The following is a 22,417-nucleotide window of genomic DNA, read 5'->3' as shown; positions in this document are numbered from 1 at the left end:
AATAAAAATAAAAATTCTATGAAAAAGTTAATTTTAACTGCAATTGTAGGTTTAGCTGCAAATTTTGCAACAGCACAAAATATCGATTTTGGTATCAAAGGTGGAGCTGTTTTCAATACAGATAAAGGAAAAGTTTGGCAAGATGCTGGAAATATTTTCAAGAGAGATGGAAAAGCTTCTGCTGGATTTCAAGCGGGTGCTTTAGCGCGTGTCTCTTTAGCAGGAATTTATATTCAGCCAGAGTTATTGTATACGCAATTCAAAAATGAATATAATGTATTAGATAAAAATGATAAACCTCAAGATATTGGTATTACAAAGAAACGTTTAGATATTCCTGTAAATGTTGGAAAAAGATTTCTAGGAATCGGACACGTTCAAGCAGGACCAGTTTTCTCATACTATTTTGATGATAAATTATCTGTAAAAGATTTTACAACTGCAAAACAAGATGAATTTAATGTCGGAATGCAAATTGGTGCAGGTGTAGAAGTTTCTAAATTATTATTCGATTTACGTTACGAATTTGGTTTAGGAAAAGTTGGATCTGACATTTTGAACGGATCAAATGGACAATATAGAACAGAAAATCGTCCGCAAATGTTGAACTTATCAGTAGCATATTTATTCTAAAAGGTTGTTTGTAAATAAATTTATTGGATATATTTGTTCCAAATTGTATTTTTGCAACCTCGTAAATTATTAAAATGGCAAAAAATAATAAAAAAGAAGAATTCGCTACAGAGCAATTCGTAGAAAAATTAGATAGAACAGCTTTCAACGTAGAGTTTTTTGTTGAAAAATATGCTAAAGCAATTGGTATTGGTTTAGGAGTAATTATTGTAGCTGTTTTAGGTTATTTTGCTTACTTAAAATTAGTCGTAGAACCTAAATCAGAAGACGCTTTCAAAGAAATGGTTCAAGCAGAACGTCTTTTTGATCAAGATTCTATTAACGTTGCTCTTAATGGTAGCGCAGGAAGTTTCCAAGGTTTACAACAAATTGTTGATGAATATGGAAATACTGATGCTGGTAATTTAGCACGTTTCAAAGCGGCAAGTTCTTATTATAAATTAGGAGATTACGCATCTGCGATAAAATTATTAGAAGATTTTGACACAGATGACAATGTAATGTTGGCGCAAAAATATGGTATGTTAGGAAATGCATTAGTTGCTTCTAACAAATTAGAAGAAGGTTTACCTTACTATGTAAAAGCTGCTGAAGCGACAGAAGTTGAAACATTACAATCGACTTACTATACAAAAGCGGGTGAAATTGCGATGGAATTAGGTAAAAATGCTGATGCTTTAAAATATTTTCAAGCTTTAGAGGATAAATATCCAAATGCAAATAATGGTGAAACTGCGAAGTTTATTGAGCGTTTAAAATACGCTTCTGAAACTGCGAAATAATTCACTTCAAAAGATAATTACAAGCCGAACAAATTGTTCGGCTTTTTTTATTGATTCAAATCAAAGTTTATCCTAAATCATTTTTGTAATTTTACCATTCAAATTTTAAACAAAATGGCAACAGAAAATAAAAATTTATCTCAATATAATAAAGCAGAATTACCAAATGTAGCGGGCTCTAAGTTTGCAATCATTACATCTGAATGGAATAATCATATCACATTTAATTTGCGAGATGGAGCAAAAGATACATTGATTGATTTGGGCGCAAATCCTGATGATGTTACTTTATATGAAGTTCCTGGTAGTTTTGAGTTGATTTATGGAGCTGATAAAGTTGCGCAAACTCATCCAGATTTGGACGGAATTATCGTTGTTGGATGTGTGATTCGTGGAGCAACAGCGCATTTTGATTATGTTTGTCAAGGTGTGACGCAAGGTGTAAAAGATTTGAATATCAAACACAATATGCCAATTATTTTTTGTGTTTTAACAGACGAAAATGAACAGCAATCAATTGATCGTTCTGGTGGAAAACATGGAAATAAAGGAGTTGAAGCTGGTGTAGCTGCGGTTATGATGGCGGATATGAAAAAGAAATTAGGAAAATAATTTTAGAATGATAGATTCAAAACTTTATCGATGCCAATAGCAGAAGATTTTAAATCAATTTATACGAAAAATTGGGAGATTTACTTTTCTCAATGTGATCCGACAGGTAAGATGAAATTGTCTGAAATGGCAAATCTTTTTCAATTAACTGCTTCAGAACACGCGATAAAAGGAGGTTTAGGTTTCTTTGATTTACAAGAATTTAATCAATCTTGGGTAATGAATCGACTTCGAATTGAGATTGATGAATTACCTTCTTGGACAGATTTTGTTGACGTGAAAACATGGATTGAAGTTTTGAAAGGTGCAAAATCTATTCGTGATTTTACAATCGAGAAAAATGGAAAAAAATTAATTGGAGCTTCAAGTTTGTGGGCGGTTTTCAATACAGAAAAACGTCGTCCTGATATTCTTCAAATTGATTCATCTCACATTGAACGTTTTCCAAATCTGAAACCAACTGAAATTGAGAATTCGATTTTGAACATTGATTTTGAACCAACGGAAGTTGTTCAATATAAAGTTCAATTCTCTGATTTGGATATCGTAAAACACGCAAATAATACCAAATATTTGGATTGGTGTTTGAATACTATTGATCCTGAAATCATATTAAAACATCGTATCAAAGCGATTGATATGAATTTCTTGAAAGAATTAAGTTTACATGACAAAATAGAAATTCAGAAATTAGAAACTGAACATTTAATTCAGTTTAAAATTGTTAATCAAGAAAAAGTAAACTTCGTTTGTCGATTGGAGTTGAGGTAAAGTTATTTGAAGAAATGTCATTCTGAATGTAGCATTAGCGCAATGAAAAATCTAAAATTATTACAATAAAAAAAGGTTTCATATCGAAACCTTTTTTATCTATTTTTCTTTTGTCAAAACAAATTTAGCAGAATCGGCCGACTCTATTTTCTTCTGATTTTTATTTAACTGAGTAATTTTTCCTTCTTCAACCAAAAAAGCATTCGGAACATTGGCAATTTCAGGAAAAACAATTGTATTTCCATCTTCTTTAAACTGAAAAGTTCCAGTTGTCATAATAGCCATTTTATCTAACCCCAAACGTTTTGTAGAATAGACATATCCTTTGTTTGGTAATAATTTTATTTCCATTTCAATCTCTTTGCAATCTTTCTCGTAACAAGGCAAAATTCCTTTGTATGTTCCTTCAAATTGAATAGAATTTTCTGCTGAAACATTTCCGATTTCAATTTCAACTTTATATTCTTTAGAATTTTCTTCGTCTTTTACTTTTTCTACTTTAGTTTTACAACTTGACACAACAAAAGCTGCGATTGTAAATGTGGCTAAAATTATTTTTTTCATTTTTTAGAATTTGATTTAAAGGTAAGTAAATTTTGAGCCAAAAAAAATCCTTCCGAATATTTTCAGAAGGATTTGTATAATGTTTTGTAATCTTATTCGATTAGAAAATTTCTTTCGCAGCAAAGTGGAAAGCAGCTTCAATAGCAGCATTTTCGTCAGAATCAGAACCGTGAACAGCGTTAGCATCGATAGATTCAGCATATTTAGCACGGATTGTACCTTCTGCAGCCTCAGCTGGGTTAGTAGCACCGATTAAAGTACGGAAATCAGCAACTGCGTTGTCTTTTTCTAAAACTGCAGCAACGATTGGTCCAGAAGTCATGAATTCTACTAAATCCTTGAAGAAAGGACGCTCTGCGTGGATAGCGTAAAATGCTTCAGCATCTTGTTTTGCTAATTGAGTCATTTTAGCCGCTTTAATTTTGAAACCAGCGTCAGTAATGTCTTTTAAAATATCTCCGATGTGTCCTTTTGCAACTGCATCAGGCTTAATCATTGTAAATGTAATGTTTGCCATTTTATTGAATTGTATTTATTACTTATTTTTTGAGGTGCAAAATTACAAAAATGATTCGAATGTTTTTGTTTTATAATTAAAATTTCTTATTTTAATAAAAATAGTTAATTGTTATTCATTTAAGATTGTTTCAATTCGATAATATTTCTTATTTTTAAGAGAAATCTAAAACTTATGAATACAAATGATCTTTCCACATTTCATCATAAAACAAAACTCAAAAAGGTTGGTGATAAATATTTTCTACCTTTCGAAATGTGGAATTATTTAGATTTTGGGCTGATGTTTGCACTTGTTTTATTCTTTATTTATGCATCAAGTGAAATGAATATTGTTTTTATTTCAATGATTTTAATTTTTGGAATCCGAATAATAACGACAATTAAAGACAGATTTTTTGTAGAAATTAAAACATCAAAATCGTTGAGTGAGAATATTAATTTAATCAAAGAATTAGCACAGCGTCAACATAATTTTACGCAATCATTGGACGAAGAAGGTTTGTTTCTTTTTGAATATTCGGAACGAAATATTTTTTACAAATACAATTACCGAAGAAGAGATTATATCGAAACAGTTGTGATTTACTGTGAAGACAATTCGATTTGGGTGAACTCTTTTAATCAACGTTATTTCGGAATTTTTAGACGATATAATCTAAAACAATGGATAAAATTGATCCAATTAAAAAGCGAGAATTAATCTCGCTTTTTAATTTTAATATCTTTCGATTAAATCGTTTCCTATTTCGTTGATAGAATCATCAGTTTCTTTTGGGTTTGGTCCCCATTGATTAGAACCTGGTTGACTATCCATAATAAAAAATATTAATAAAATAAGATTTCCTCCAGGTATAAAAGTTAATAAATAGAACCATCCACTTTTTCCTGTGTCATGCAATCTTCTACTTATTAAAGCTAATCTTGGTATAAGAGTTATAAAAAAAAATAAAACTATTATTCCTCCAATAGTATATGAAACTATGTCTGATATATTTATAAATTTAAATAAACAAATGAAAGATATTATAAAAAATATAGTATTAATTAAAGTTGTATACCAAAATTCGCTTCTGCGGGCTCTTCCCGAGAAATTGGCGTAATTGTCAAACATTACTCGTTTGTATATTTCAATCATAGATTAAGTTGTTAAATTATGTTAAAAATATTAAAATAAATTTTATTACGCAACTCTTAATCTGCTTTTAAACGTTTAGTTTTGAACATTTCTGGCTTATAGTTAATAATAAAAACACCAAGAATAATTAGAATAGTAGCGACAATAAACTTTGATGAAATCTGCTCGTCAAGAACTAACCAACCCAAAATAATTGCAATAATCGTATTGAAATAAGAAAGAATAGAAACTTGTATAGGGGAAATTTTGGTCAATGCATAATGAAAAGAGAAAAACGTAATCACAGAACCAAAAACAGCTAAATAAAGCATGGCAGAAATACTTTTTGTACTCCAATTCTCGAAATTATAATTTTTAGTAAAAGCGAATGCAAAAATAATTTGAACAATTCCAGCAAATATAAATTGGTAAAAAAGATTGAGAGAAATATTTTTAGATTGAATATTCATTTTCTTGGTGAAAATAGTTCCTGTTGCCCAACCTGTAATCGCACAAAAAAGTAAAATAATTCCGGTTCTATATTCTGGATTTGCTAATTCTTTAATTCCATCCCAAAAAATAAATATTACGCCGCAAAAACAAAGTAAAACACCTAATAATCCGCGGTAACTAAATTTTTGTAAACCAATAAAAATACTTCCTGAAAAGACTAAAATAGGAGAGGTTGCGCTGATTAATGCAGCTAAACTACTCGATAAATTTTCTTCGGCAACAGTAGTTAATCCATTTGCAGCGATTAACATCAAACTTGAAAATATAAGTTGATAAGACAAATTTTTCCAGCCAATCTATTTTAATTCCTTTTTAGATAGTAAAATAATTAGCATAATTAGTCCTGCCAAAAATTGACGAATTTCAACAACAAACCAACCAGGAATAGTTTCTACAGCTATACGAATTCCGAGGAAAGTTGTTCCCCAAACAATTGCAACTATACTAACGGCAATCAATAATTTGATCTCTTTCAAGATAAAAAAGTTAAAAGTGTTAATTCTAAAATAGAATTATAAAAATAAAAAAAAAGCGACTTGATAAACCAAGTCGCTTTTAAAGTATTATAATAGAGATTTATTATTTAACAAAATCCTCTGCTTGTTTTAGTGCAGCATCTAATCCAGAAACCTCTTTACCACCTGCTGTAGCTAAGAAAGCTTGTCCACCTCCGCCGCCATTGATGTGCTTCGCGATTTCTTTTACAATTTGTCCTGCGTTATAACCTTTTTCATCTACAAGGTTTTTTGCGATAGAAATTGTAATCGATGGTTTTACGGCATCATTCGTACCAACAACGATAAATGCATTTTCGATTTCTTTTGTTAAATCAATTGCATTTTGTTTTGCGGCATTTGTATCTAAATTCGTTTTAACCGCTAAGAAATTAACACCATTAATCTCTTTAATCGCAGCTTTCCAAGTCGCTTTCTCAGCAGCAGCTTGTTGCGCAACAAAAGACTCTAATTGCTTTTTCAATTCTGCATTTTCATCTAATAAATGTTGAACCGCTTTTACCGCATCATTTTTCGTTTTAAGTGCAGCTAAAACATCATTGTAATTTTTCTCAGCATCTTTGTATGCTTCGATTGCTTTGTTTGATGTAATTGCTTCGATACGACGAATACCAGCAGCAGTAGAAGATTCAGATAAAATTCTGAACAAACGAATATCTGCTGTGTTTTTTACGTGCGTACCACCACATAATTCGATTGAAGATCCGAAACGAATGACACGAACTTTATCACCATATTTTTCACCAAATAGAGCCATAGCTCCATCAGCAATAGCTTCGTTGATATCACAATCTCTTTTTTCGATTAATGGTAAAGCTTCTGCAATTTTATCGTTTACTTTTTGCTCAACAATAGCCAATTCTTCATCTGTCATTTTAGAGAAATGAGAAAAGTCAAAACGTAAATAATCGTCTCCAACATACGAACCTTTTTGTTCTACGTGCGTTCCTAAAACTTCGCGTAAAGCTTCGTGCATTAAGTGTGTTGCAGAGTGATTTTTAGTTGTCTCATTACGTTTTTCTGTGTCAACTTTCGCATTGAATGTAGCGTTTACATTTTCTGGTAAAGTTTCAACGAAATGAATTACTAAGTTATTTTCTTTTTTCGTGTCAACAACTTCAATTGTTTCATTCAAAGTAGAAATTGATCCTGTATCACCAATTTGTCCTCCAGATTCTGCATAGAATGGCGTTTGATTGAATACTAATTGGAAAAATTCTCCTTTTTTATTTTTTACTTTTCTGTAACGTGTAATTTTTACTTCAGCTTCTGTGTTATCATAAGCGATAGAGGTTTCGTTTCCTTTATCATCTAAAATAACCCAGTCATCCGTTAATAAAGCAGTTGCTTTTTTCGAACGTTCTTTTTGTTTCGCCATTTCAGCTTCAAAACCAGCTTCGTCAATTGTGAAACCGTGATCTTCTGCTACAATACGAGATAAATCTGCAGGGAAACCAAACGTGTCATATAATTCGAAAATCACATCACCAGGAACAATTTTAGAATCTCCTAATTGCTCAATGATTTGATTTAATCGATTTAATCCTTGTTCAATTGTACGTAAGAAAGATGCTTCTTCTTCACGAATAACGCCAGTTACAATTGTTTCTTGTTTTACTAATTCTGGGAAGAAATCGCCCATTTCAGCTTTCAAGATTGGATATAATTTATAGATAAAAGGCTCTTTAAGACCTAAGAAACGATATCCGTAAGAAATAGCACGACGTAAAATACGACGAATTACATATCCAGCTCCTGTGTTTGATGGTAATTGTCCGTCTGCAATTGCAAAAGAAACTGCACGTAAATGGTCAACTACAACACGAATCGCGATATCTGTTTTTTCTGCTGCGCCATATTTTACACCAGAAATTTCTTCTAATTTTTGAATTGTTGGTTGAAAAACATCTGTATCATAATTTGATGATTTTCCTTGTAAAACCATTGCTAAACGCTCAAATCCCATTCCTGTATCGATGTGTCGCGCTGGTAAAGATTCTAAAGAACCATCAGCTTTACGTTGGTATTGCATAAATACCAAGTTCCAAATTTCGATAACTTGTGGATGATCCATATTAACCAATGTTTTACCATCAACAGCTAAACGATCAGCTTCTGGACGAATATCAACATGAATTTCAGAACATGGTCCACATGGTCCGATATCACCCATTTCCCAGAAATTATCTTTTTTATTTCCGTAAAGAATTCTGTCTTCAGCAATATGTTGTTTCCAAAGTTCTAATGCTTCTTCATCTAATGATGTTCCGTCACCTTTATCACCTTCAAAAACTGTTACATAAATTTGATCTTTAGAGATTCCGTATTTTTCTGTTAGTAATTCCCACGCCCAAGCGATTGCTTCTTTTTTGAAATAATCACCAAAAGACCAGTTTCCTAACATTTCGAACATCGTGTGGTGGTAAGTATCTTTTCCTACATCATCCAAATCATTATGTTTACCAGAAACACGAAGACATTTTTGTGTATCCGCGATACGATTACTTTTTGGAGTTCCGTTTCCTAAAAAATATTCTTTGAATTGTGCCATCCCCGAATTATTGAACATTAATGTCGGATCGTCTTTCAAAACAATCGGCGCAGAGTCTACTATTAAGTGGCCTTTTGTCTCAAAAAAATGCAGAAATTCTTTTCTTATATCTTTGGATTTCATTTAATTAAATTATTTTTATCATTTGATTAACAAGTTTACTCGTACAATATTCGTTACTTTGCAAACGTTTTACAAAGATAATAAAAGGTTGGTTAAGTAATGGAAAATAAAAACTATAAGTATAATTCTGTGAAATTTTTAATGAGTTGGGCGAAGAAAAGAGTCCAAAAAACTCCTAAAACAGCATTATACGTATTACTATTTTTATGTCTATCGACAATATCTGCTGGAATGATTGGTTATCATTTTAATGATTCTGAATACGCATCGAGAGCAGGGAAATTCAAAGACGACAAAAGCAAATTATTGGCTGAGTTGGAAAGAATGGAAAATGAAAATCAGCAATTACATAAAAAATTCAAAGAAGTTGAAGAGGCTTTGACAGAAATCGAAGAAAAAGATCGCAATATTTATCGTACAATTTATGATATGCGTGTCAATGAAAATATCGATTCTGTAAACAAAGAAATTGATAATTATACAGCAGAAGATATCGAAAAATTGATTGATAAAATCGAAATTGAATCAAAATCGTTGGACGAAGTATTTCGTTCTGCTGGTGTAAAAGATGCCAATTTATCATCAATGCCAGTTCTAAAACCTGTTGCAGATAAATATGTAAGTAGATTAGCTTCTGGTTATGGATCTCGTTTTCACCCAATTTTGAAAGTGAATAAAATGCACAAAGGTTTAGATTTTGCAGCTTCTACAGGAACACCAATTTATGCAACTGGAGATGGTTCTGTAAAAGTTTCTGAATTTAATTCGGGTTACGGAAATATGGTGGTCTTGAAACACGGAAATGGTTACGAAAGTTTGTATGCTCACATGTCTCGTGCGAAAGTTCGTAGTGGACAAAAAGTGAAAAGAGGCGATGTAATTGGTTATGTTGGGACGACTGGATTGTCGACAGGAGCGCATTTGCATTACGAAATTCACAAGAATGGAGAACCTGTAGATCCAATTATGTATTTCTACAATGATGTAGATCCAGACGATTTCATTAAAATTTATCAAAACTCTAAAAAATTGTCATTATCTTTGGATTAAACGCTGATAATGAACGTAGACCTGCCTGATAAACTATATTACTCGATTGGCGAAGTCGCCAAAGCCTTTGATGTAAATGCATCGTTGATTCGATTTTGGGAGAAAGAATTTGAAATTATTCAACCCAAAAAGAACAAAAAAGGAAATCGATTATTTACCAAAAATGATATTGATTGTTTCAAGAATATCTATTATTTGGTAAAAATAAAAGGCTATACGTTAGAAGGTGCAAAACAAGCGATTGGTAAAAAAGGAATTGCGACAACAACAGATGAAATAGATGTTGTGAAGCGATTAGAAAATATAAAAGATGAACTCATCAAACTTAAAATGAGTTTTGAGTCGGAAGAAATTTTAGAAAAAGATGAACTGAATTAAGTTCATCTTTTTTGGTTATAAAACTTTTGTTTCAATAAATTTAAAGCCAATTGCAAGTATAAAACTTATAATGATTAGAATCCAGTTTGGTTTTAGTTTAGTTTTTAATTCAAATAGTTTCGAAAAAATTTCAATCACTCTTTCTTTGTCAATAATTAAGATAACAAAGACTAAAACTTGATAAAAAATAGAAGAATTTAGCGCAACAATTTCATAGAAATAATCTTGTAGAATAATATTGATTAAAATTGTAGTTAATAACAAGCATGCAAAAATTCTTGTCCTTCTAAAAAGTAATGTGATTGCACCAATCACTTCAAAAATTCCGATGATTATTGGATACCCTTTGGTAAAACTATAAAAATTCCACATCAATCGATGACCTTCAGAAAGATGATTATTAATGCTGTTATCCATATTTGTGAATTGAGTAGGTTTTACAATTCCATACACAAACATTGATATTGAAACCGTAAATATTGCTGACCAATAAAGTATATAGATTAGTTTTTGTTTCATTTATTTTTTAAAATTATTTAGAATAATCATTACAATTTTTATAATTAATACAATAATAGTGATTGGAAGTAAGAAGAGTAAAATGGAGTATAAACTCCAAAAATCATTTAAAATTTTAAAATATTGTAAAAAAAATAAGCTAATCAAGTAAAGCCAGAATAAAAAAACTAAAATGAGAAGGTTATTTATTTTGAATATTTTTCGTTCAACGAAATAAAAAGTCAAAATAATCAAAAGTGGTATTGCAATAGTATAAACGTAAAACATATTTTAGGTTAATAGTTGGTTATAAGCTACGATGAACTCTTCCAATTGTTGTAAAGTTACTTTATCAATAATTTTTCCTTCCGAATTTACTTTTCCTTTAACACCTTGAATGAGTAAAGTTGTTTCATTATTGAAGTTTGTCATCAACGTTTTCATTATCAATTGCAATTCTTCATGTCCTTTTTCTCCATTTGCAGACGCAGTGATAATTCCTAAAGGTTTTCCATCAAAAATAGTTGTAGAAACGCACCATTCTAATACATTTTTTAATCCACTCGGAATACTAAAAATATATTCGGGCGTACAAATAATTATTCCATCAGCTTTTTCTATTTCAGTTCTAAAACCAAGTATTTCTTGCGGCGTATTTTCGATAGAACGTTCTGGATCAAAATGAGGAAGAGTTTTTAATTCATCAAAAACAGTACATTTGAAATATTGAGATGTAGAAGAAATAAAATTTTCTATGATTTTTTGATTAGATGAATTTTCGCTTGTGCTTCCATTAATGATGAAAATATTTTTCATTTTCGTTGATTTGAACATCTAAAATAGATAATTATTCTTAACTTATCTTAAGAAAATCTTCTGCTAAGATTTCGTAAATTTACAGATTCAAACGAAAACTCAATGTACTTAATATACGATACAGAGACAACTGGTCTTCCGAAAGATTGGAATGCGCCGATTTCTGACTCCGACAACTGGCCGCGTTGTATACAAATCGCTTGGCAATTGCACGATGAAATGGGGCAAATTATTGAACATCAAGATTATTTGGTGCGTCCAGATGGTTTTGATATTCCGTATGATTCTGAACGTATTCACGGAATTTCAACTGATTTAGCAACCGAAAAAGGTGTTCCATTAAAAGAAGTTTTAGATAAATTCAACGAAGCTTTAGGTAAAGCTAAATTTATTGTTGGACAAAATTTAGGTTTCGATATTAACATTATGGGAGCCGAATTTTATCGTCTGAATTATGAAAATAATTTAGCCGAAAAACCTGTTTTGGATACCTGTACCGAGGTGACTGCTGAGTTATTGAAACTTCCTGGAGGTCGTGGAGGTCGTTACAAATTACCAACGTTAACGGAATTGCATCAATATCTTTTTGGTGTTCCGTTTGGCGAAGCGCATAACGCAACTGCCGATGTGGAGGCAACTACGCGTTGTTTTTTCGAGTTGATTCGTAAAGGTATTTTTACAAAAAACGAGTTAGAAGTTGAAGATGAATATTTTGTTCGATTTAATGCAATTAATGAAACAAATATTCAGCCAGTTGGACTAAATCACGTAAATCTTAAAAAAGCTTCACAAGAAATTGCGAAAATTAAAGCCAAAGAAGATGGAGGAGATGAGGTTATTGATATTTCGGAAGAAGTTTTAGCACAATTCGAGAAAGCAAAATTTGCACATTTACATAATCACACACAATTTTCAATTCTTCAATCGACTATTTCTGTAAACGATTTGGTGAGTGCTGCGGCAAAAAATAAAATGACTGCAGTTGCAATTACCGATCATGGAAATATGATGGGAGCTTTTCATTTTAATGCAGAAGTACAAAATCATAATAAAGCTGCAAAAGTAAAGAATGAAGAGTTAATTGCTGACGGAGCAGAACCAACGGAAGTTATCTTAAAACCTATTATTGGTTCCGAATTCTTTGTTTGTGAAAATCATTTAGACAAAACAAAAAAGGATAATGGCTATCAAATTGTAATTTTTGCAAAGAACAAAAATGGTTATCATCATTTAGCAAAAATGGCATCGAAGGCTTATACTGATGGGTTTTACTACGTGCCTCGAATTGATAAAGCGATTATTGAAGAATATAAAGAAGATTTAATTGTTTTGTCTGGAAACTTACAAGGTGAAGTTCCAAACAAAATTTTGAATCTTGGTGAAAAGCAAGCCGAAGAAGCTTTACTTTGGTGGAAAGAGCAGTTTGGTGATGATTTTTACATCGAATTGATGCGCCACGGACAAGAAGATGAAGATCGTGTTAATCAGACTTTGCTTGCGTTTGCGCGTAAACACAATGTAAAAGTTGTTGCGACAAATAATACGTATTATATCAATCAAGACGATTCGAATGCACACGATATTTTGTTGTGTGTGCGCGATGCAGAAAAACAATCAACGCCAATTGGTCGTGGTCGTGGATTCCGTTTTGGTTTGCCAAATCAAGAATATTATTTTAAGTCGGAAGCAGAAATGAAACAATTGTTTCAAGACATTCCCGAAGCAATTATTAATATTCAAGAAATTGTTGATAAAATAGAAGAATACACGCTTTATCGAGATGTATTACTTCCAAAATTTGATATTCCCGAAGAATTTCATCACGCAGAAGATGATGAAGATGGAGGGAAAAGAGGTGAGAATGCTTATTTAAAACATTTAACCTACGAAGGTGCAAAAATTCGTTATCCAGAATTGACAGACGAAATTAAAGAACGTTTGGATTTCGAATTAGCCACAATTGAAAAAACAGGTTATCCTGGTTATTTCTTGATTGTACAAGATTTTATTGCTGCGGCGCGTAAAATGGGCGTATCGGTTGGTCCAGGTCGTGGTTCGGCGGCAGGATCAGCAGTTGCTTATTGTTTATGGATTACCAATTTAGATCCAATTCAGTACGATTTACTTTTTGAGCGATTCCTAAATCCTGATCGTGTATCTATGCCCGATATCGATATCGACTTTGATGACGAAGGTCGATCGTTGGTAATGGATTATGTGATTGATAAATATGGAGCAAATCAAGTAGCGCAAATCATCACTTATGGTACAATGGCGGCGAAATCTTCGATTAAAGATACGGCGCGTGTATTGGATTTACCATTGTTTGATGCGAACCGTGTTGCAGGTTTGATTCCGAATATGAAGTTATCTAAAATCTTCAATTTAGATGAAGCTGCATTAAAAGGAGCCTTAAAACCAGAAGAGTTTGATGCTGTAAGCGAATTAAAACGTTTATCGAATGGAGACGATTTAGCTGCGGAAACTATTCAGCAAGCAAAAATCTTAGAAGGTTCTGTTCGTAACACGGGAATTCACGCGTGTGGGGTAATTATTACGCCAGATGATATTACGAATTTCGTACCTGTAACAACAGCTAAAGATTCAGATTTATATGTAACGCAGTTTGATAACTCGGTTGCAGAAAGTGCCGGATTATTGAAGATGGACTTTTTGGGGTTGAAAACCTTAACCTTGATTAAAGATACCATCAAATTAGTAAAAGCGAGAACAGGAATCGAAATCAATCCGGATGAAATTCCGATTGACGACGAAAAAACATATGAGCTTTTCCAGCGTGGCGAAACGGTTGGGGTTTTCCAATACGAGTCACCCGGAATGCAAAAATACATGAAGGATTTACGTCCGACAGTTTTCGCGGATTTAATTGCCATGAATGCCCTTTATCGTCCTGGGCCTATCGAATATATTCCGTCGTTTGTTCGCCGTAAAAATGGTGAAGAACCAATTCAGTACGATTTGGATGCGATGGAAGAATATTTATCAGAAACCTACGGAATTACGGTTTATCAGGAGCAAGTAATGTTGCTTTCGCAAAAATTAGCAGGTTTCTCGAAAGGTGATGCCGACGTTTTGCGTAAAGCAATGGGGAAAAAGCAAAAAGCTGTCTTGGATAAAATGAAACCAAAATTTGTTGCGCAAGCTTCAGAAAAAGGGCATGATCCTAAGATTTTAGAAAAAGTTTGGACAGACTGGGAAGCCTTTGCATCCTATGCCTTCAATAAATCGCACTCGACGTGTTATGCATGGGTAGCGTATCAAACAGCTTATCTGAAAGCACATTATCCAGCAGAATATATGGCGGCTGTTCTTTCAAATAATATGAATGATATCAAGCAAGTGACCTTCTTTATGGAAGAGTGTAAGCGAATGGGATTGGCGGTTCTTGGACCAGATATCAACGAATCCATTACAAAATTTAATGTAAACGAAAATTACGAGATTCGTTTTGGAATGGGAGCTGTAAAAGGTGTTGGGCAAGCCGCAGTAAACTCGATAATTTCTGAACGTGAAGCAAATGGTCCGTTCAAAGATATATACGACTTTGTTAAACGTGTCGAATTGCGAACAGTGAACAAAAAAACAATCGAAAACTTAGTTTTAGCTGGAGGTTTTGATTCGTTTGAATTTCATCGTGGACGTTATTTTTATATCGAAAATACGACAACTAATTTGGAAAAACTAATCAAATACGGAGCAAATTTTCAAGAGCAAAAAAACTCTGCTCAAACCTCTTTATTTGGCGATTTTGGTGGTGATTCTGTTGTAGAAGATGTGGTTCCGATGTTGCCAGATTGTGAGAAATGGAATATGTTACAACGTTTGTCGAAAGAGAAAGAAGTTGTTGGAATTTATATTTCTTCGCATCCTTTGGATGATTTCAAACATGAGTTGAAAATGGCTTCAAATTGTAGTATTTCTGATATCAATGCGAATGAAGATAATTTTGTCAACAAAGAAGTTTCAATTTGTGGAATGATGTCAAATATTCAACATAGAATTGCCAAAAATGGAAACGAATTTGGTATTTTTACGTTTAGTGATTACACCGATTCGATGGATATCATGGTTTTTGGTAGCGATTATATGAAATATAGACACTTTATGCAGGAAAATATGTTCTTGAATTTGAAATTGAATATCTCGAAAAAAGAATTCAAAGACAAAGAAGGAAATGTAACGCAAGGTCGTGTGTATAAAAACATCACAAATATTTTGTTGTTGAATGAAATTGTTGAAAAACAAGCCGAAAAAATGACGGTGAAGATTGAAGTTCCAGAATTTTCGGAAGAAACATTTAGCAAATTATCAGATATTATGTTCAAATATCAAGGAGATAAATTATTAAAAATTCAATTAATTGATCCAAAAGATTATTTGAATAATTTAGATTTACCAGCAAGTAAAATCAAAATTAACATTTGTCGAGATTTGTTGAAAGAATTAGATGAATTGCAGGAAATTACATTCAAACTGAATTAATTATTCGTTTCATCTATTGAATAATTGATAGATAATATGAACGAAATTTTTCAAGAATAAAATTTTATGTAGATTTGTAAACTTAAGATTAGATAAAAAAAATATAAGATTATGGCATTAGAAGTAACAGACGCATCATTTGCATCAGATATTATAGAGTCAGGAAAACCAGCAATGGTTGATTTTTGGGCTGTTTGGTGTGGTCCTTGTAGAATGGTTGGTCCAGTTGTGGAAGAGCTTGCTACAGAATATCAAGGAAAAGCAGTTATTGGTAAAGTTGATGTAGACACAAACCAAGAAGTTGCAGCAAAATATGGAATTCGCAACATTCCTACAATTTTATTCTTCAAAGACGGAGAAGTAGTAGACAAAGTTGTTGGAGTTGTTCCAAAAGAGCAATTAGTAGAAAAATTAAACGCGATTTTATAATAAATTAAATCGCTGATTTTGAAATAAAAGAATCTCGGATGCAAAATTTCCGAGATTTTTTTTGAAAAAAGTTTAGGTTTTATCAGAAAACCGCCTATATTTGCAATCCGAAATCGATACAGATTTTGATCCGGTAGTTCAGTTGGTTAGAATACTTGCCTGTCACGCAAGTGGTCGCGGGTTCGAGTCCCGTCCGGATCGCAAAAAGTTCGTTCTTTTACACAATATATTTTTTATAATTTCTGATCCGGTAGTTCAGTTGGTTAGAATACTTGCCTGTCACGCAAGTGGTCGCGGGTTCGAGTCCCGTCCGGATCGCAATTTTTTATAAAAATTCATAAAAAATATATCAATTTATAATTTTCTGATCCGGTAGTTCAGTTGGTTAGAATACTTGCCTGTCACGCAAGTGGTCGCGGGTTCGAGTCCCGTCCGGATCGCATCTATTTCTTTTTCTATTTTAGTGCGATCGAAAATTATAAATAAAAAAACAGACTGATCCGGTAGTTCAGTTGGTTAGAATACTTGCCTGTCACGCAAGTGGTCGCGGGTTCGAGTCCCGTCCGGATCGCCAACTTTTATAAGCTTCACTTATTGTGAGGCTTTTTTTTGCTCCAAACTTTTTATTTTTGCATAACGCATAACGCATAACGCATAACGCATAACGCATAACGCATAACGCATAACGCATAACGCATAACGCATAACGCATAACGCATAACAATGAATCATATTTATTTGGTGAACGCCTTGGTTACAGATGAAACGGGTAGAATGTTAGCTGTCCGAAAAAAGAAATCGAAATTTTTTCAGATGGTTGGTGGAAAACGAGAACAAGATGAAGAATTATTAACCACACTTCGACGCGAATTTTTAGAAGAGATTAATGTTGATATTCTACAGCACGATGTTTCATTTTTAGGGCAACACACTTCTATTGCCGTTAATGAAGTTAATACCGAAGTTTATGCAAATGTATTTCATGTTAAATTAAAATCATTAGAAACGCTTAAAATCGCTTCTGAGATAGAAGAAATGGCGTGGATAACGAAAGAAAACTACAAAGAATTTCAATTGGCTCATTTATTAGAAGAATTCAGTTTACCGATTTGGTTAGAAATGAAATTTTAAGGAAATATTTTGAAATATATTAATGCGATTAAGTTGCATTAATTAAGAAATAATCTATCTTTATTAAAAAAATAAACGATGGAGATAATTATAAAAACAATATTGGTTGGCGTTGGTGCAACAATTGTGATGGATATTTGGGCTTTTATTTTGAAATTATTCAATATTAAATCTTTGGATTATAGATTTGTAGGACGTTGGATTGGACATTTTGCAAATGGAAAGTTTACACATGATAAAATATTTGATTCAAAACCAATTCAAAATGAAATTTTTATCGGTTGGTTGGCGCATTACTTAATCGGAATTACATTTTCTATTTTATTAGTCGTGATTTTTGGGGTAGAATGGTTAAATCATCCGACCGTTTTTCCCGCTTTATTTGTAGGATTGTTTACAATTGTAGCACCTTTTTTTATTATGCAACCAGCATTTGGGCTCGGACTTGCATCTTCCAAACTTCCATCGCCAAATGTAATGCGTTTTCGCAGTTTACTCACACATTTTATTTTCGGTTTTGGCTTATACATTTCTGCATTAATTCTTTCTCTATTCTAAATATTTTTCAAAAAAGTTTGTAACGTTTTTATTTTTTTTCTACTTACTAGTAAACACTAAAATAATTAAACGATGAAATCTATTTGGGAAGCAACAGTTGAAAATAATGTTATCAGAATCGAGAATAATTGGTTTTCTGGCGAAAAACTTTTTGTAAATGACAAATTACAAGATTATCAAATTAACTATTTTTCTGCGCCAATTTTAACGGGGCATTTGAAAAATTCTAAAGATGAAAAGTTAAATATCAAAGTAAATATTTTGCAAGAATTTTTCGGAGTCAATTGTATTTTATTTATCGATGATGAACAAGTTGCGTTGAAAAAAATAAAGTAACGATTTTGGAAGCTAAACAAACTCTTTTTTTAGAATTAATCGATCAGCACAAAGGGATTTTACACAAAATCGCTATGATGTATATGGATAATTCTGAAGATCAAAATGATTTGATACAAGAGATTGTTTTGCAGTTATGGAAATCTTTTGATCGTTTCGAAGGTAAGTCTCAATTTTCGACATGGATGTACCGCGTTTCGTTGAATACGGCGTTAACTTATTTTAGAAAAGAAAAGAGAAAAGCAGATCGTCATACTTTTTTAGAAAATATTGATCAAGTAGATGAGGTGGATTCTGGTGAAAAAGAAACGCAACTCGAATTGTTTTACAAAGCAGTTCATGAATTAAATAAAGTAGAGAAAGCATTGATTTTTCTGTTTTTGGAAGGGCAAAATCACAAGGAAATTAGTATCAACTTGGGAATTTCGGAAGTAAATGCACGTGTGAAATTGAACAGAACGAAAGAAAAAATACAAATCATCATAAAAAAATACGGTTATGAATTTTGATGAATTACAAAAACAATGGGACAATCAATCTTCAGATGAAGTGAAAATTGATCCAAATCTTGAACTTAATCAAGAAGCAAATACCATTATTGATAAAGTAAGAAAAACATTGAAACAAGAATTTTATTTTCAATCATTAGGATTATTGTTTTTATATGCTTTTCCTTTCTTATTTGATGCAAATACGCCAACAATTTGGTGGACATTGTTGTGTATTTCGTTGTCTTTTTTGGTACCGTTTATTTATATTTTCAAGTTTTATAAACGATCTTATCATTTGGAATATAATTCGCTAAAGAACATCAATTGGTTTTATTATAATTACAAATCTGCGATTGATATTTACAGTATTTATTCGTACTTGATTTCTATTTTAGTGTTGATGGTTATTGGTATTTCGTATATCCAGCATCCAAACTCGTTGCAATTTGAATACAAATTTCAGTTTTATCTTTATATTTTTCTTACACTATTTTTCTATGTTTTAATTTGCGTTTTATTATTAAAATGGTGGATTTCTACTTATTATAAAAAGAATCTGGTAGAATTAGAAAATATATTACATCAATTAGAAGAGTAACCAAAAGTTACTCTTTTTTTAATATGGAATATCAAGTACAAACTTAAATTTCATTGGAACATTATTTCGGAGAATTTCTACAGAAATTTGCTGAAATTCATTTTTAATCATGAATTTTTCGATATCATTTAAACTCATTTTATTCACTTGTTTTCCATCCAATTTTGTAAGTATATCATTTGCTTTCAAACCTACTAAATCTGCATTCGATTTTTTACGAACCGCTTCTATTTTATAAACAGGTTTCATTTCAAATTGGTAATTCATCTTTTGTGTTGTAGTACCATTGTCTTTATCAACATCGTTTGTGTTGAATGTCATTCTAACCGATGTTTTTTTTCACTCAAATTGATCGTGAATTATCGTTAATCCGCTTCTATTGTAGTGGAAAGCATCTTTGAAATTTCGATTCGGTTTATAATAAAACAACTGATTTTTATAATCTAAAATAATTGTAAATCTTCTCAAAATTTCATTGCCGATAGAACCTTTTCGATTATTTTTTAAGTTAAGATATTGGATCGATTCGATGTCTGGAATAGCAATTAAAGGTTGATTAAGTTTATATTTATCTAAGTTTACGGCATCTATAACTCCACGTTTGCCATTAATAGAACCATTAAAACCTTTGCCCAATTCATCCGAAAATACATGTTGTAAAGGTGCTAAATTCTCAATTTGATTTTCGAAAAGCCACAAACCATCACTATTTCCAATGTCTATCAACATTTTTTGATTTGTGTAAGTTGTTTGATGCGTAAAATCAACAGTTGTAAAAGGTTTTATTTCTGGACTTATTTCTAATGGATTTGATTGAAATTTCTTTAATTTTTTAACTTCAAGAATAGATTTATAAATGGTGATTTTTCTTTTTGCATAATCTACTTGAATTGGATAGTTTTTAAAAAATTCAGAACCAATTATTCCATGAACATCAATTCCTAACCGAGAAAAGAGGTTGAAATTCTCGTCTTGTATCACGATAATATCCATATTGTTTGAAGAATAATTTTGACCTAAAACGATTTGATTTTTTGATGAAAAAAATCCTTTTGTATCAGCATTATCTTTTCCTAGACCTTTTAAATTAATTTGGCGAAGATTGTTTTTGTTGATTGTTTTGTCATATTGGCTGAATAAAATAGTTTCTTTAAGTCCAGAATCTACAATGAAATTCATTTGATGACCATTAAATGTAATTGGAACAACAACTAAATTCTTGATAAATTGAAATGAGATAGTTTCTTTATTTACATTTTCAGACAAAGAAAGTTCCTTTTTTTGTGCATGAATTTGTAAAAAAGTAAACACAAAAATTATTGAAAGTAATAATCTAATTTTCATTCAAATTTCAGTTTTTATTAAAATTATGCAAAAAAATGATGTGATAATAAAATTATTCTTAATATCCAAATTGAAACTTTAACATGTTATTGTGTAACCTTTATGAATTTTGAACATCTATATTTTATAAAATTGATAAATGATTTTAAAACCAATAGATGACAAAAATTTACTTCTTTTTTTTATGTTTTATAACGTTTGCAAATGCGCAAGATTATAAAAAAGATACGATAGAATTACACGAAACGATTTTGTATGATAAAAGCAAATTTCGCTTGAAACGTGTTGGTCCAGAAACAAAATCTAAAAGTATTTGCCTTCAATTTTCTACAATAAAAGATAGTGTAAAATGGAATAAACCGATCATAGAAAGTTTTATTCAGGTGAATGCTCCTAAGAAAGATTTTATTGTAAAAGCGATTAATTTTAATTTTTCATATCCTCCAAAAGAAGAAAGTTTTAAATTAAATTTAAAACTATATAAATCGTCTAAAAATACTCCTGTTGATAATGTATTTTTTGAAAAGAATAATATTGAGATTTCTCCAAGTGATATTGTAAATCAATCGTACAAACTTGATTTAACCGATGATAATATTAGTTATAATGATGAATTTTATATAAGTGTTTTGATAACAAAAAGATTGGTTGATGAATTTGTTTGTTTAAGTGGTGTTATTTTGTCGAATGGATTTACAAGAAACTTAACGACAAATGGAGGTTTTGAGAAAAATCCTTTGGGAGCAAAACCATCTGTAAACGCTGATTTATTGATAAAAAGATAAAAGAGCTTTTCAGCTCTTTTATTATCGTGGTGTTCCCCACCCCCAAGGTGCTGGCGGAGTTTCAATTTCTTTTGTCAAGTCAAAATAGACATGGAATGGTGTTTTAGAACCAGCTTTTTGCAAATTGTAACTAAACGTTTTATCATCTAAGGTAATCCACCAAATATTTGTCGAAGCATAATCTATTAACGTTGCAGTTTCTTGATCGGCAGGAAACATCTGAAAATCTTTGAAACCATAATTTGTATTTGTTCCTCCATAAAATGTAATTGTTTCCGAAGTTCCATTTTTGTAACGATGATCGTGTTTTAGCGTGATGATTCCATCTTTTTTAGTCAAAATCCACGTTCTCGAATAATTATCACCAACATTGAACGGAATTTTAATTTCGTTTGTAGAACAACTTTTTACATGCATGGTTAATTTTTTACCTGCAAAATCATCGCGCGTAATATGTTCGGGCAATTTGCCTTCGTAAGCTTTACCGCAATGTTTTTCGAGATTTTTCCAGAATATTTCTGAAGGTTTTTCAGTTTGTGCAAAAAGTGAAGAAAAACCAATTAAAACGAATCCAAGTTGTAAACATTTTTTAATCATAATCAGTAATAAAATTATTCAATAATATTTTAAAGATAATCTTTTTAGAATTAATTGTTGAGCTTAATTTTCTATGCATAAAAAAGCCCTCGCTTGTTCAGGGCGAGGGCATATAGTTAAGTGTGTTATTTCTTCAAATAAAAATCTAAATTAAAATTAATTAATATCTATAATATTCTGGTTTATATGGTCCTTCAACCGTTACA

24 protein-coding genes, 4 tRNA genes and 1 pseudogene are annotated in these 22,417 nt (G+C 31.5%); 19 read left to right on the top strand and 10 right to left on the bottom strand.

Annotated features, from left to right (window positions below):
• Positions 1-18 precede the first annotated feature (18 nt).
• The 4 genes from B2X73_RS06165 to B2X73_RS06150 all read left to right on the top strand — a co-directional run bounded on the left by B2X73_RS06165 (position 19) and on the right by B2X73_RS06150 (position 2,798).
• Positions 19-633 carry a porin family protein gene (locus B2X73_RS06165; RefSeq protein ID WP_291063672.1) on the top strand — a complete coding sequence of 205 codons (615 nt, stop codon included), beginning with the start codon at positions 19-21 and terminating at the stop codon, positions 631-633.
• 74 nt (positions 634-707) lie between these two features.
• Positions 708-1,415, top strand: coding sequence for a tetratricopeptide repeat protein (locus B2X73_RS06160; RefSeq protein ID WP_291096006.1), 708 nt, complete (start codon positions 708-710; stop codon positions 1,413-1,415).
• Positions 1,416-1,529: 114 nt separating this feature from the next.
• Positions 1,530-2,027 carry a 6,7-dimethyl-8-ribityllumazine synthase gene (ribH, locus tag B2X73_RS06155; protein ID WP_125349547.1) on the top strand — a complete coding sequence of 166 codons (498 nt, stop codon included), beginning with the start codon at positions 1,530-1,532 and terminating at the stop codon, positions 2,025-2,027.
• A gap of 30 nt (positions 2,028-2,057) precedes the next feature.
• Positions 2,058-2,798: an acyl-[acyl-carrier-protein] thioesterase gene (locus B2X73_RS06150; protein WP_291096004.1), complete on the top strand. Its 741-nt coding sequence runs from the start codon at positions 2,058-2,060 to the stop codon at positions 2,796-2,798.
• A gap of 99 nt (positions 2,799-2,897) precedes the next feature.
• Here B2X73_RS06150 and B2X73_RS06145 read toward each other — a convergent pair whose 3' ends face one another.
• Together B2X73_RS06145 and B2X73_RS06140 are read right to left on the bottom strand one after the other, a co-directional pair.
• Entirely contained in the window at positions 2,898-3,362 is a 465-nt protein-coding gene (locus B2X73_RS06145; RefSeq protein WP_171622569.1) for a copper resistance protein NlpE, read from the bottom strand.
• A gap of 100 nt (positions 3,363-3,462) precedes the next feature.
• Positions 3,463-3,879, bottom strand: a complete 417-nt coding sequence (locus tag B2X73_RS06140; protein WP_038330990.1) for a nucleoside-diphosphate kinase — start codon at positions 3,877-3,879, stop codon at positions 3,463-3,465.
• A gap of 174 nt (positions 3,880-4,053) precedes the next feature.
• Here B2X73_RS06140 and B2X73_RS06135 point away from each other — a divergent pair, with 174 nt between their 5' ends.
• Positions 4,054-4,581: a hypothetical protein gene (locus B2X73_RS06135; protein WP_219033790.1), complete on the top strand. Its 528-nt coding sequence runs from the start codon at positions 4,054-4,056 to the stop codon at positions 4,579-4,581.
• Positions 4,582-4,596: 15 nt separating this feature from the next.
• On the opposite strand, the gene B2X73_RS06130 is transcribed toward B2X73_RS06135, so the two are convergent.
• The 3 genes and pseudogenes from B2X73_RS06130 to alaS all read right to left on the bottom strand — a co-directional run bounded on the left by B2X73_RS06130 (position 4,597) and on the right by alaS (position 8,697).
• Positions 4,597-4,992 (bottom strand): DUF805 domain-containing protein, encoded by a 396-nt coding sequence (locus B2X73_RS06130; RefSeq protein WP_244958051.1) that lies wholly within the window; start codon positions 4,990-4,992, stop codon positions 4,597-4,599.
• 80 nt (positions 4,993-5,072) lie between these two features.
• A pseudogene (locus B2X73_RS06125) lies at positions 5,073-5,984 on the bottom strand (DMT family transporter).
• A 103-nt stretch (positions 5,985-6,087) separates the two neighbouring features.
• Positions 6,088-8,697: an alanine--tRNA ligase gene (gene alaS, locus B2X73_RS06120; RefSeq protein ID WP_291047676.1), complete on the bottom strand. Its 2,610-nt coding sequence runs from the start codon at positions 8,695-8,697 to the stop codon at positions 6,088-6,090.
• A 99-nt stretch (positions 8,698-8,796) separates the two neighbouring features.
• On the opposite strand from alaS, the gene B2X73_RS06115 reads away from it, so the two are divergent.
• Both B2X73_RS06115 and B2X73_RS06110 read left to right on the top strand, forming a co-directional pair.
• Positions 8,797-9,747: a M23 family metallopeptidase gene (locus B2X73_RS06115; RefSeq protein WP_038330999.1), complete on the top strand. Its 951-nt coding sequence runs from the start codon at positions 8,797-8,799 to the stop codon at positions 9,745-9,747.
• A gap of 9 nt (positions 9,748-9,756) precedes the next feature.
• Positions 9,757-10,125, top strand: coding sequence for a MerR family transcriptional regulator (locus B2X73_RS06110; RefSeq protein WP_038331000.1), 369 nt, complete (start codon positions 9,757-9,759; stop codon positions 10,123-10,125).
• 15 nt (positions 10,126-10,140) lie between these two features.
• Here B2X73_RS06110 and B2X73_RS06105 read toward each other — a convergent pair whose 3' ends face one another.
• Both B2X73_RS06105 and B2X73_RS06100 read right to left on the bottom strand, forming a co-directional pair.
• Positions 10,141-10,644: a hypothetical protein gene (locus tag B2X73_RS06105; RefSeq protein ID WP_038331001.1), complete on the bottom strand. Its 504-nt coding sequence runs from the start codon at positions 10,642-10,644 to the stop codon at positions 10,141-10,143.
• Positions 10,645-10,914: 270 nt separating this feature from the next.
• Positions 10,915-11,439: an NADPH-dependent FMN reductase gene (locus B2X73_RS06100; RefSeq protein WP_115001941.1), complete on the bottom strand. Its 525-nt coding sequence runs from the start codon at positions 11,437-11,439 to the stop codon at positions 10,915-10,917.
• Between the two features lie 102 nt (positions 11,440-11,541).
• On the opposite strand from B2X73_RS06100, the gene dnaE reads away from it, so the two are divergent.
• The 11 genes from dnaE to B2X73_RS06045 all read left to right on the top strand — a co-directional run bounded on the left by dnaE (position 11,542) and on the right by B2X73_RS06045 (position 19,485).
• The gene (gene dnaE, locus B2X73_RS06095; RefSeq protein ID WP_291047679.1) at positions 11,542-15,942 is read left to right on the top strand and encodes a DNA polymerase III subunit alpha; all 4,401 of its coding nucleotides are present in this window, start codon (positions 11,542-11,544) and stop codon (positions 15,940-15,942) included.
• Positions 15,943-16,053: 111 nt separating this feature from the next.
• On the top strand, positions 16,054-16,371 hold the full coding sequence (gene trxA, locus B2X73_RS06090) for a thioredoxin (RefSeq protein WP_038331009.1): 318 nt from the start codon (positions 16,054-16,056) through the stop codon (positions 16,369-16,371).
• 127 nt (positions 16,372-16,498) lie between these two features.
• A tRNA-Asp gene (locus B2X73_RS06085) sits at positions 16,499-16,572 on the top strand.
• A gap of 43 nt (positions 16,573-16,615) precedes the next feature.
• Positions 16,616-16,689: transfer RNA gene (locus B2X73_RS06080), tRNA-Asp, on the top strand.
• A gap of 48 nt (positions 16,690-16,737) precedes the next feature.
• Positions 16,738-16,811 (top strand) — tRNA-Asp (locus tag B2X73_RS06075).
• Positions 16,812-16,868: 57 nt separating this feature from the next.
• Positions 16,869-16,945 (top strand) — tRNA-Asp (locus B2X73_RS06070).
• A gap of 149 nt (positions 16,946-17,094) precedes the next feature.
• Positions 17,095-17,502: an NUDIX hydrolase gene (locus B2X73_RS06065; RefSeq protein WP_291047681.1), complete on the top strand. Its 408-nt coding sequence runs from the start codon at positions 17,095-17,097 to the stop codon at positions 17,500-17,502.
• 78 nt (positions 17,503-17,580) lie between these two features.
• Entirely contained in the window at positions 17,581-18,060 is a 480-nt protein-coding gene (locus tag B2X73_RS06060; RefSeq protein ID WP_291047682.1) for a DUF2938 domain-containing protein, read from the top strand.
• Between the two features lie 72 nt (positions 18,061-18,132).
• Positions 18,133-18,396 (top strand): hypothetical protein, encoded by a 264-nt coding sequence (locus tag B2X73_RS06055; protein ID WP_291047683.1) that lies wholly within the window; start codon positions 18,133-18,135, stop codon positions 18,394-18,396.
• Positions 18,397-18,473: 77 nt separating this feature from the next.
• Positions 18,474-18,905, top strand: coding sequence for an RNA polymerase sigma factor (locus B2X73_RS06050; protein ID WP_409410629.1), 432 nt, complete (start codon positions 18,474-18,476; stop codon positions 18,903-18,905).
• A complete protein-coding gene (locus B2X73_RS06045) occupies positions 18,895-19,485 on the top strand; it encodes a hypothetical protein (RefSeq protein WP_291047685.1) in 591 nt (196 codons plus the stop codon). Before B2X73_RS06050 ends, B2X73_RS06045 begins: the two co-directional genes overlap by 11 nt.
• Positions 19,486-19,503: 18 nt before the next feature.
• On the opposite strand, the gene B2X73_RS06040 is transcribed toward B2X73_RS06045, so the two are convergent.
• Together B2X73_RS06040 and B2X73_RS06035 are read right to left on the bottom strand one after the other, a co-directional pair.
• The gene (locus B2X73_RS06040) at positions 19,504-19,806 is read right to left on the bottom strand and encodes a PDZ domain-containing protein (protein WP_291047687.1); all 303 of its coding nucleotides are present in this window, start codon (positions 19,804-19,806) and stop codon (positions 19,504-19,506) included.
• A gap of 18 nt (positions 19,807-19,824) precedes the next feature.
• Entirely contained in the window at positions 19,825-20,829 is a 1,005-nt protein-coding gene (locus B2X73_RS06035; protein ID WP_291047689.1) for an aspartyl protease family protein, read from the bottom strand.
• 158 nt (positions 20,830-20,987) lie between these two features.
• Here B2X73_RS06035 and B2X73_RS06030 point away from each other — a divergent pair, with 158 nt between their 5' ends.
• Positions 20,988-21,614, top strand: coding sequence for a hypothetical protein (locus B2X73_RS06030; protein WP_291047691.1), 627 nt, complete (start codon positions 20,988-20,990; stop codon positions 21,612-21,614).
• 21 nt (positions 21,615-21,635) lie between these two features.
• On the opposite strand, the gene B2X73_RS06025 is transcribed toward B2X73_RS06030, so the two are convergent.
• Complete coding sequence (locus B2X73_RS06025) at positions 21,636-22,211, bottom strand: hypothetical protein (RefSeq protein WP_291047693.1); 576 nt, start codon at positions 22,209-22,211, stop codon at positions 21,636-21,638.
• Between the last annotated feature and the right edge of the window lie 206 nt (positions 22,212-22,417).

It is taken from the genome of Empedobacter sp. UBA7252 (assembly GCF_002472765.1).
Taxonomy (GTDB): domain Bacteria; phylum Bacteroidota; class Bacteroidia; order Flavobacteriales; family Weeksellaceae; genus Empedobacter; species Empedobacter falsenii_B.
This window is presented reverse-complemented; position numbering and strand designations above follow the sequence as displayed.

Bases quoted from the DNA above. Each gene is read 5' to 3' on its own strand.
- B2X73_RS06115 (WP_038330999.1), top strand. From the start codon at position 8,797: ATGGAAAATAAAAACTATAAGTATAATTCTGTGAAATTTTTAATGAGT.
- B2X73_RS06130 (WP_244958051.1), bottom strand. From the start codon at position 4,992: ATGTTTGACAATTACGCCAATTTCTCGGGAAGAGCCCGCAGAAGCGAA.
- B2X73_RS06140 (WP_038330990.1), bottom strand. From the start codon at position 3,879: ATGGCAAACATTACATTTACAATGATTAAGCCTGATGCAGTTGCAAAA.
- B2X73_RS06110 (WP_038331000.1), top strand. From the start codon at position 9,757: ATGAACGTAGACCTGCCTGATAAACTATATTACTCGATTGGCGAAGTC.
- B2X73_RS06145 (WP_171622569.1), bottom strand. From the start codon at position 3,362: ATGAAAAAAATAATTTTAGCCACATTTACAATCGCAGCTTTTGTTGTG.
- B2X73_RS06055 (WP_291047683.1), top strand. From the start codon at position 18,133: ATGAAATCTATTTGGGAAGCAACAGTTGAAAATAATGTTATCAGAATC.
- B2X73_RS06165 (WP_291063672.1), top strand. From the start codon at position 19: ATGAAAAAGTTAATTTTAACTGCAATTGTAGGTTTAGCTGCAAATTTT.
- B2X73_RS06045 (WP_291047685.1), top strand. From the start codon at position 18,895: ATGAATTTTGATGAATTACAAAAACAATGGGACAATCAATCTTCAGAT.
- B2X73_RS06100 (WP_115001941.1), bottom strand. From the start codon at position 11,439: ATGAAAAATATTTTCATCATTAATGGAAGCACAAGCGAAAATTCATCT.
- B2X73_RS06050 (WP_409410629.1), top strand. From the start codon at position 18,474: ATGTATATGGATAATTCTGAAGATCAAAATGATTTGATACAAGAGATT.
- trxA (WP_038331009.1), top strand. From the start codon at position 16,054: ATGGCATTAGAAGTAACAGACGCATCATTTGCATCAGATATTATAGAG.
- B2X73_RS06035 (WP_291047689.1), bottom strand. From the start codon at position 20,829: ATGAAAATTAGATTATTACTTTCAATAATTTTTGTGTTTACTTTTTTA.
- B2X73_RS06025 (WP_291047693.1), bottom strand. From the start codon at position 22,211: ATGATTAAAAAATGTTTACAACTTGGATTCGTTTTAATTGGTTTTTCT.
- alaS (WP_291047676.1), bottom strand. From the start codon at position 8,697: ATGAAATCCAAAGATATAAGAAAAGAATTTCTGCATTTTTTTGAGACA.
- dnaE (WP_291047679.1), top strand. From the start codon at position 11,542: ATGTACTTAATATACGATACAGAGACAACTGGTCTTCCGAAAGATTGG.
- B2X73_RS06030 (WP_291047691.1), top strand. From the start codon at position 20,988: ATGACAAAAATTTACTTCTTTTTTTTATGTTTTATAACGTTTGCAAAT.
- B2X73_RS06135 (WP_219033790.1), top strand. From the start codon at position 4,054: ATGAATACAAATGATCTTTCCACATTTCATCATAAAACAAAACTCAAA.
- B2X73_RS06160 (WP_291096006.1), top strand. From the start codon at position 708: ATGGCAAAAAATAATAAAAAAGAAGAATTCGCTACAGAGCAATTCGTA.
- B2X73_RS06065 (WP_291047681.1), top strand. From the start codon at position 17,095: ATGAATCATATTTATTTGGTGAACGCCTTGGTTACAGATGAAACGGGT.
- ribH (WP_125349547.1), top strand. From the start codon at position 1,530: ATGGCAACAGAAAATAAAAATTTATCTCAATATAATAAAGCAGAATTA.
- B2X73_RS06060 (WP_291047682.1), top strand. From the start codon at position 17,581: ATGGAGATAATTATAAAAACAATATTGGTTGGCGTTGGTGCAACAATT.
- B2X73_RS06150 (WP_291096004.1), top strand. From the start codon at position 2,058: ATGCCAATAGCAGAAGATTTTAAATCAATTTATACGAAAAATTGGGAG.
- B2X73_RS06105 (WP_038331001.1), bottom strand. From the start codon at position 10,644: ATGAAACAAAAACTAATCTATATACTTTATTGGTCAGCAATATTTACG.
- B2X73_RS06040 (WP_291047687.1), bottom strand. From the start codon at position 19,806: ATGACATTCAACACAAACGATGTTGATAAAGACAATGGTACTACAACA.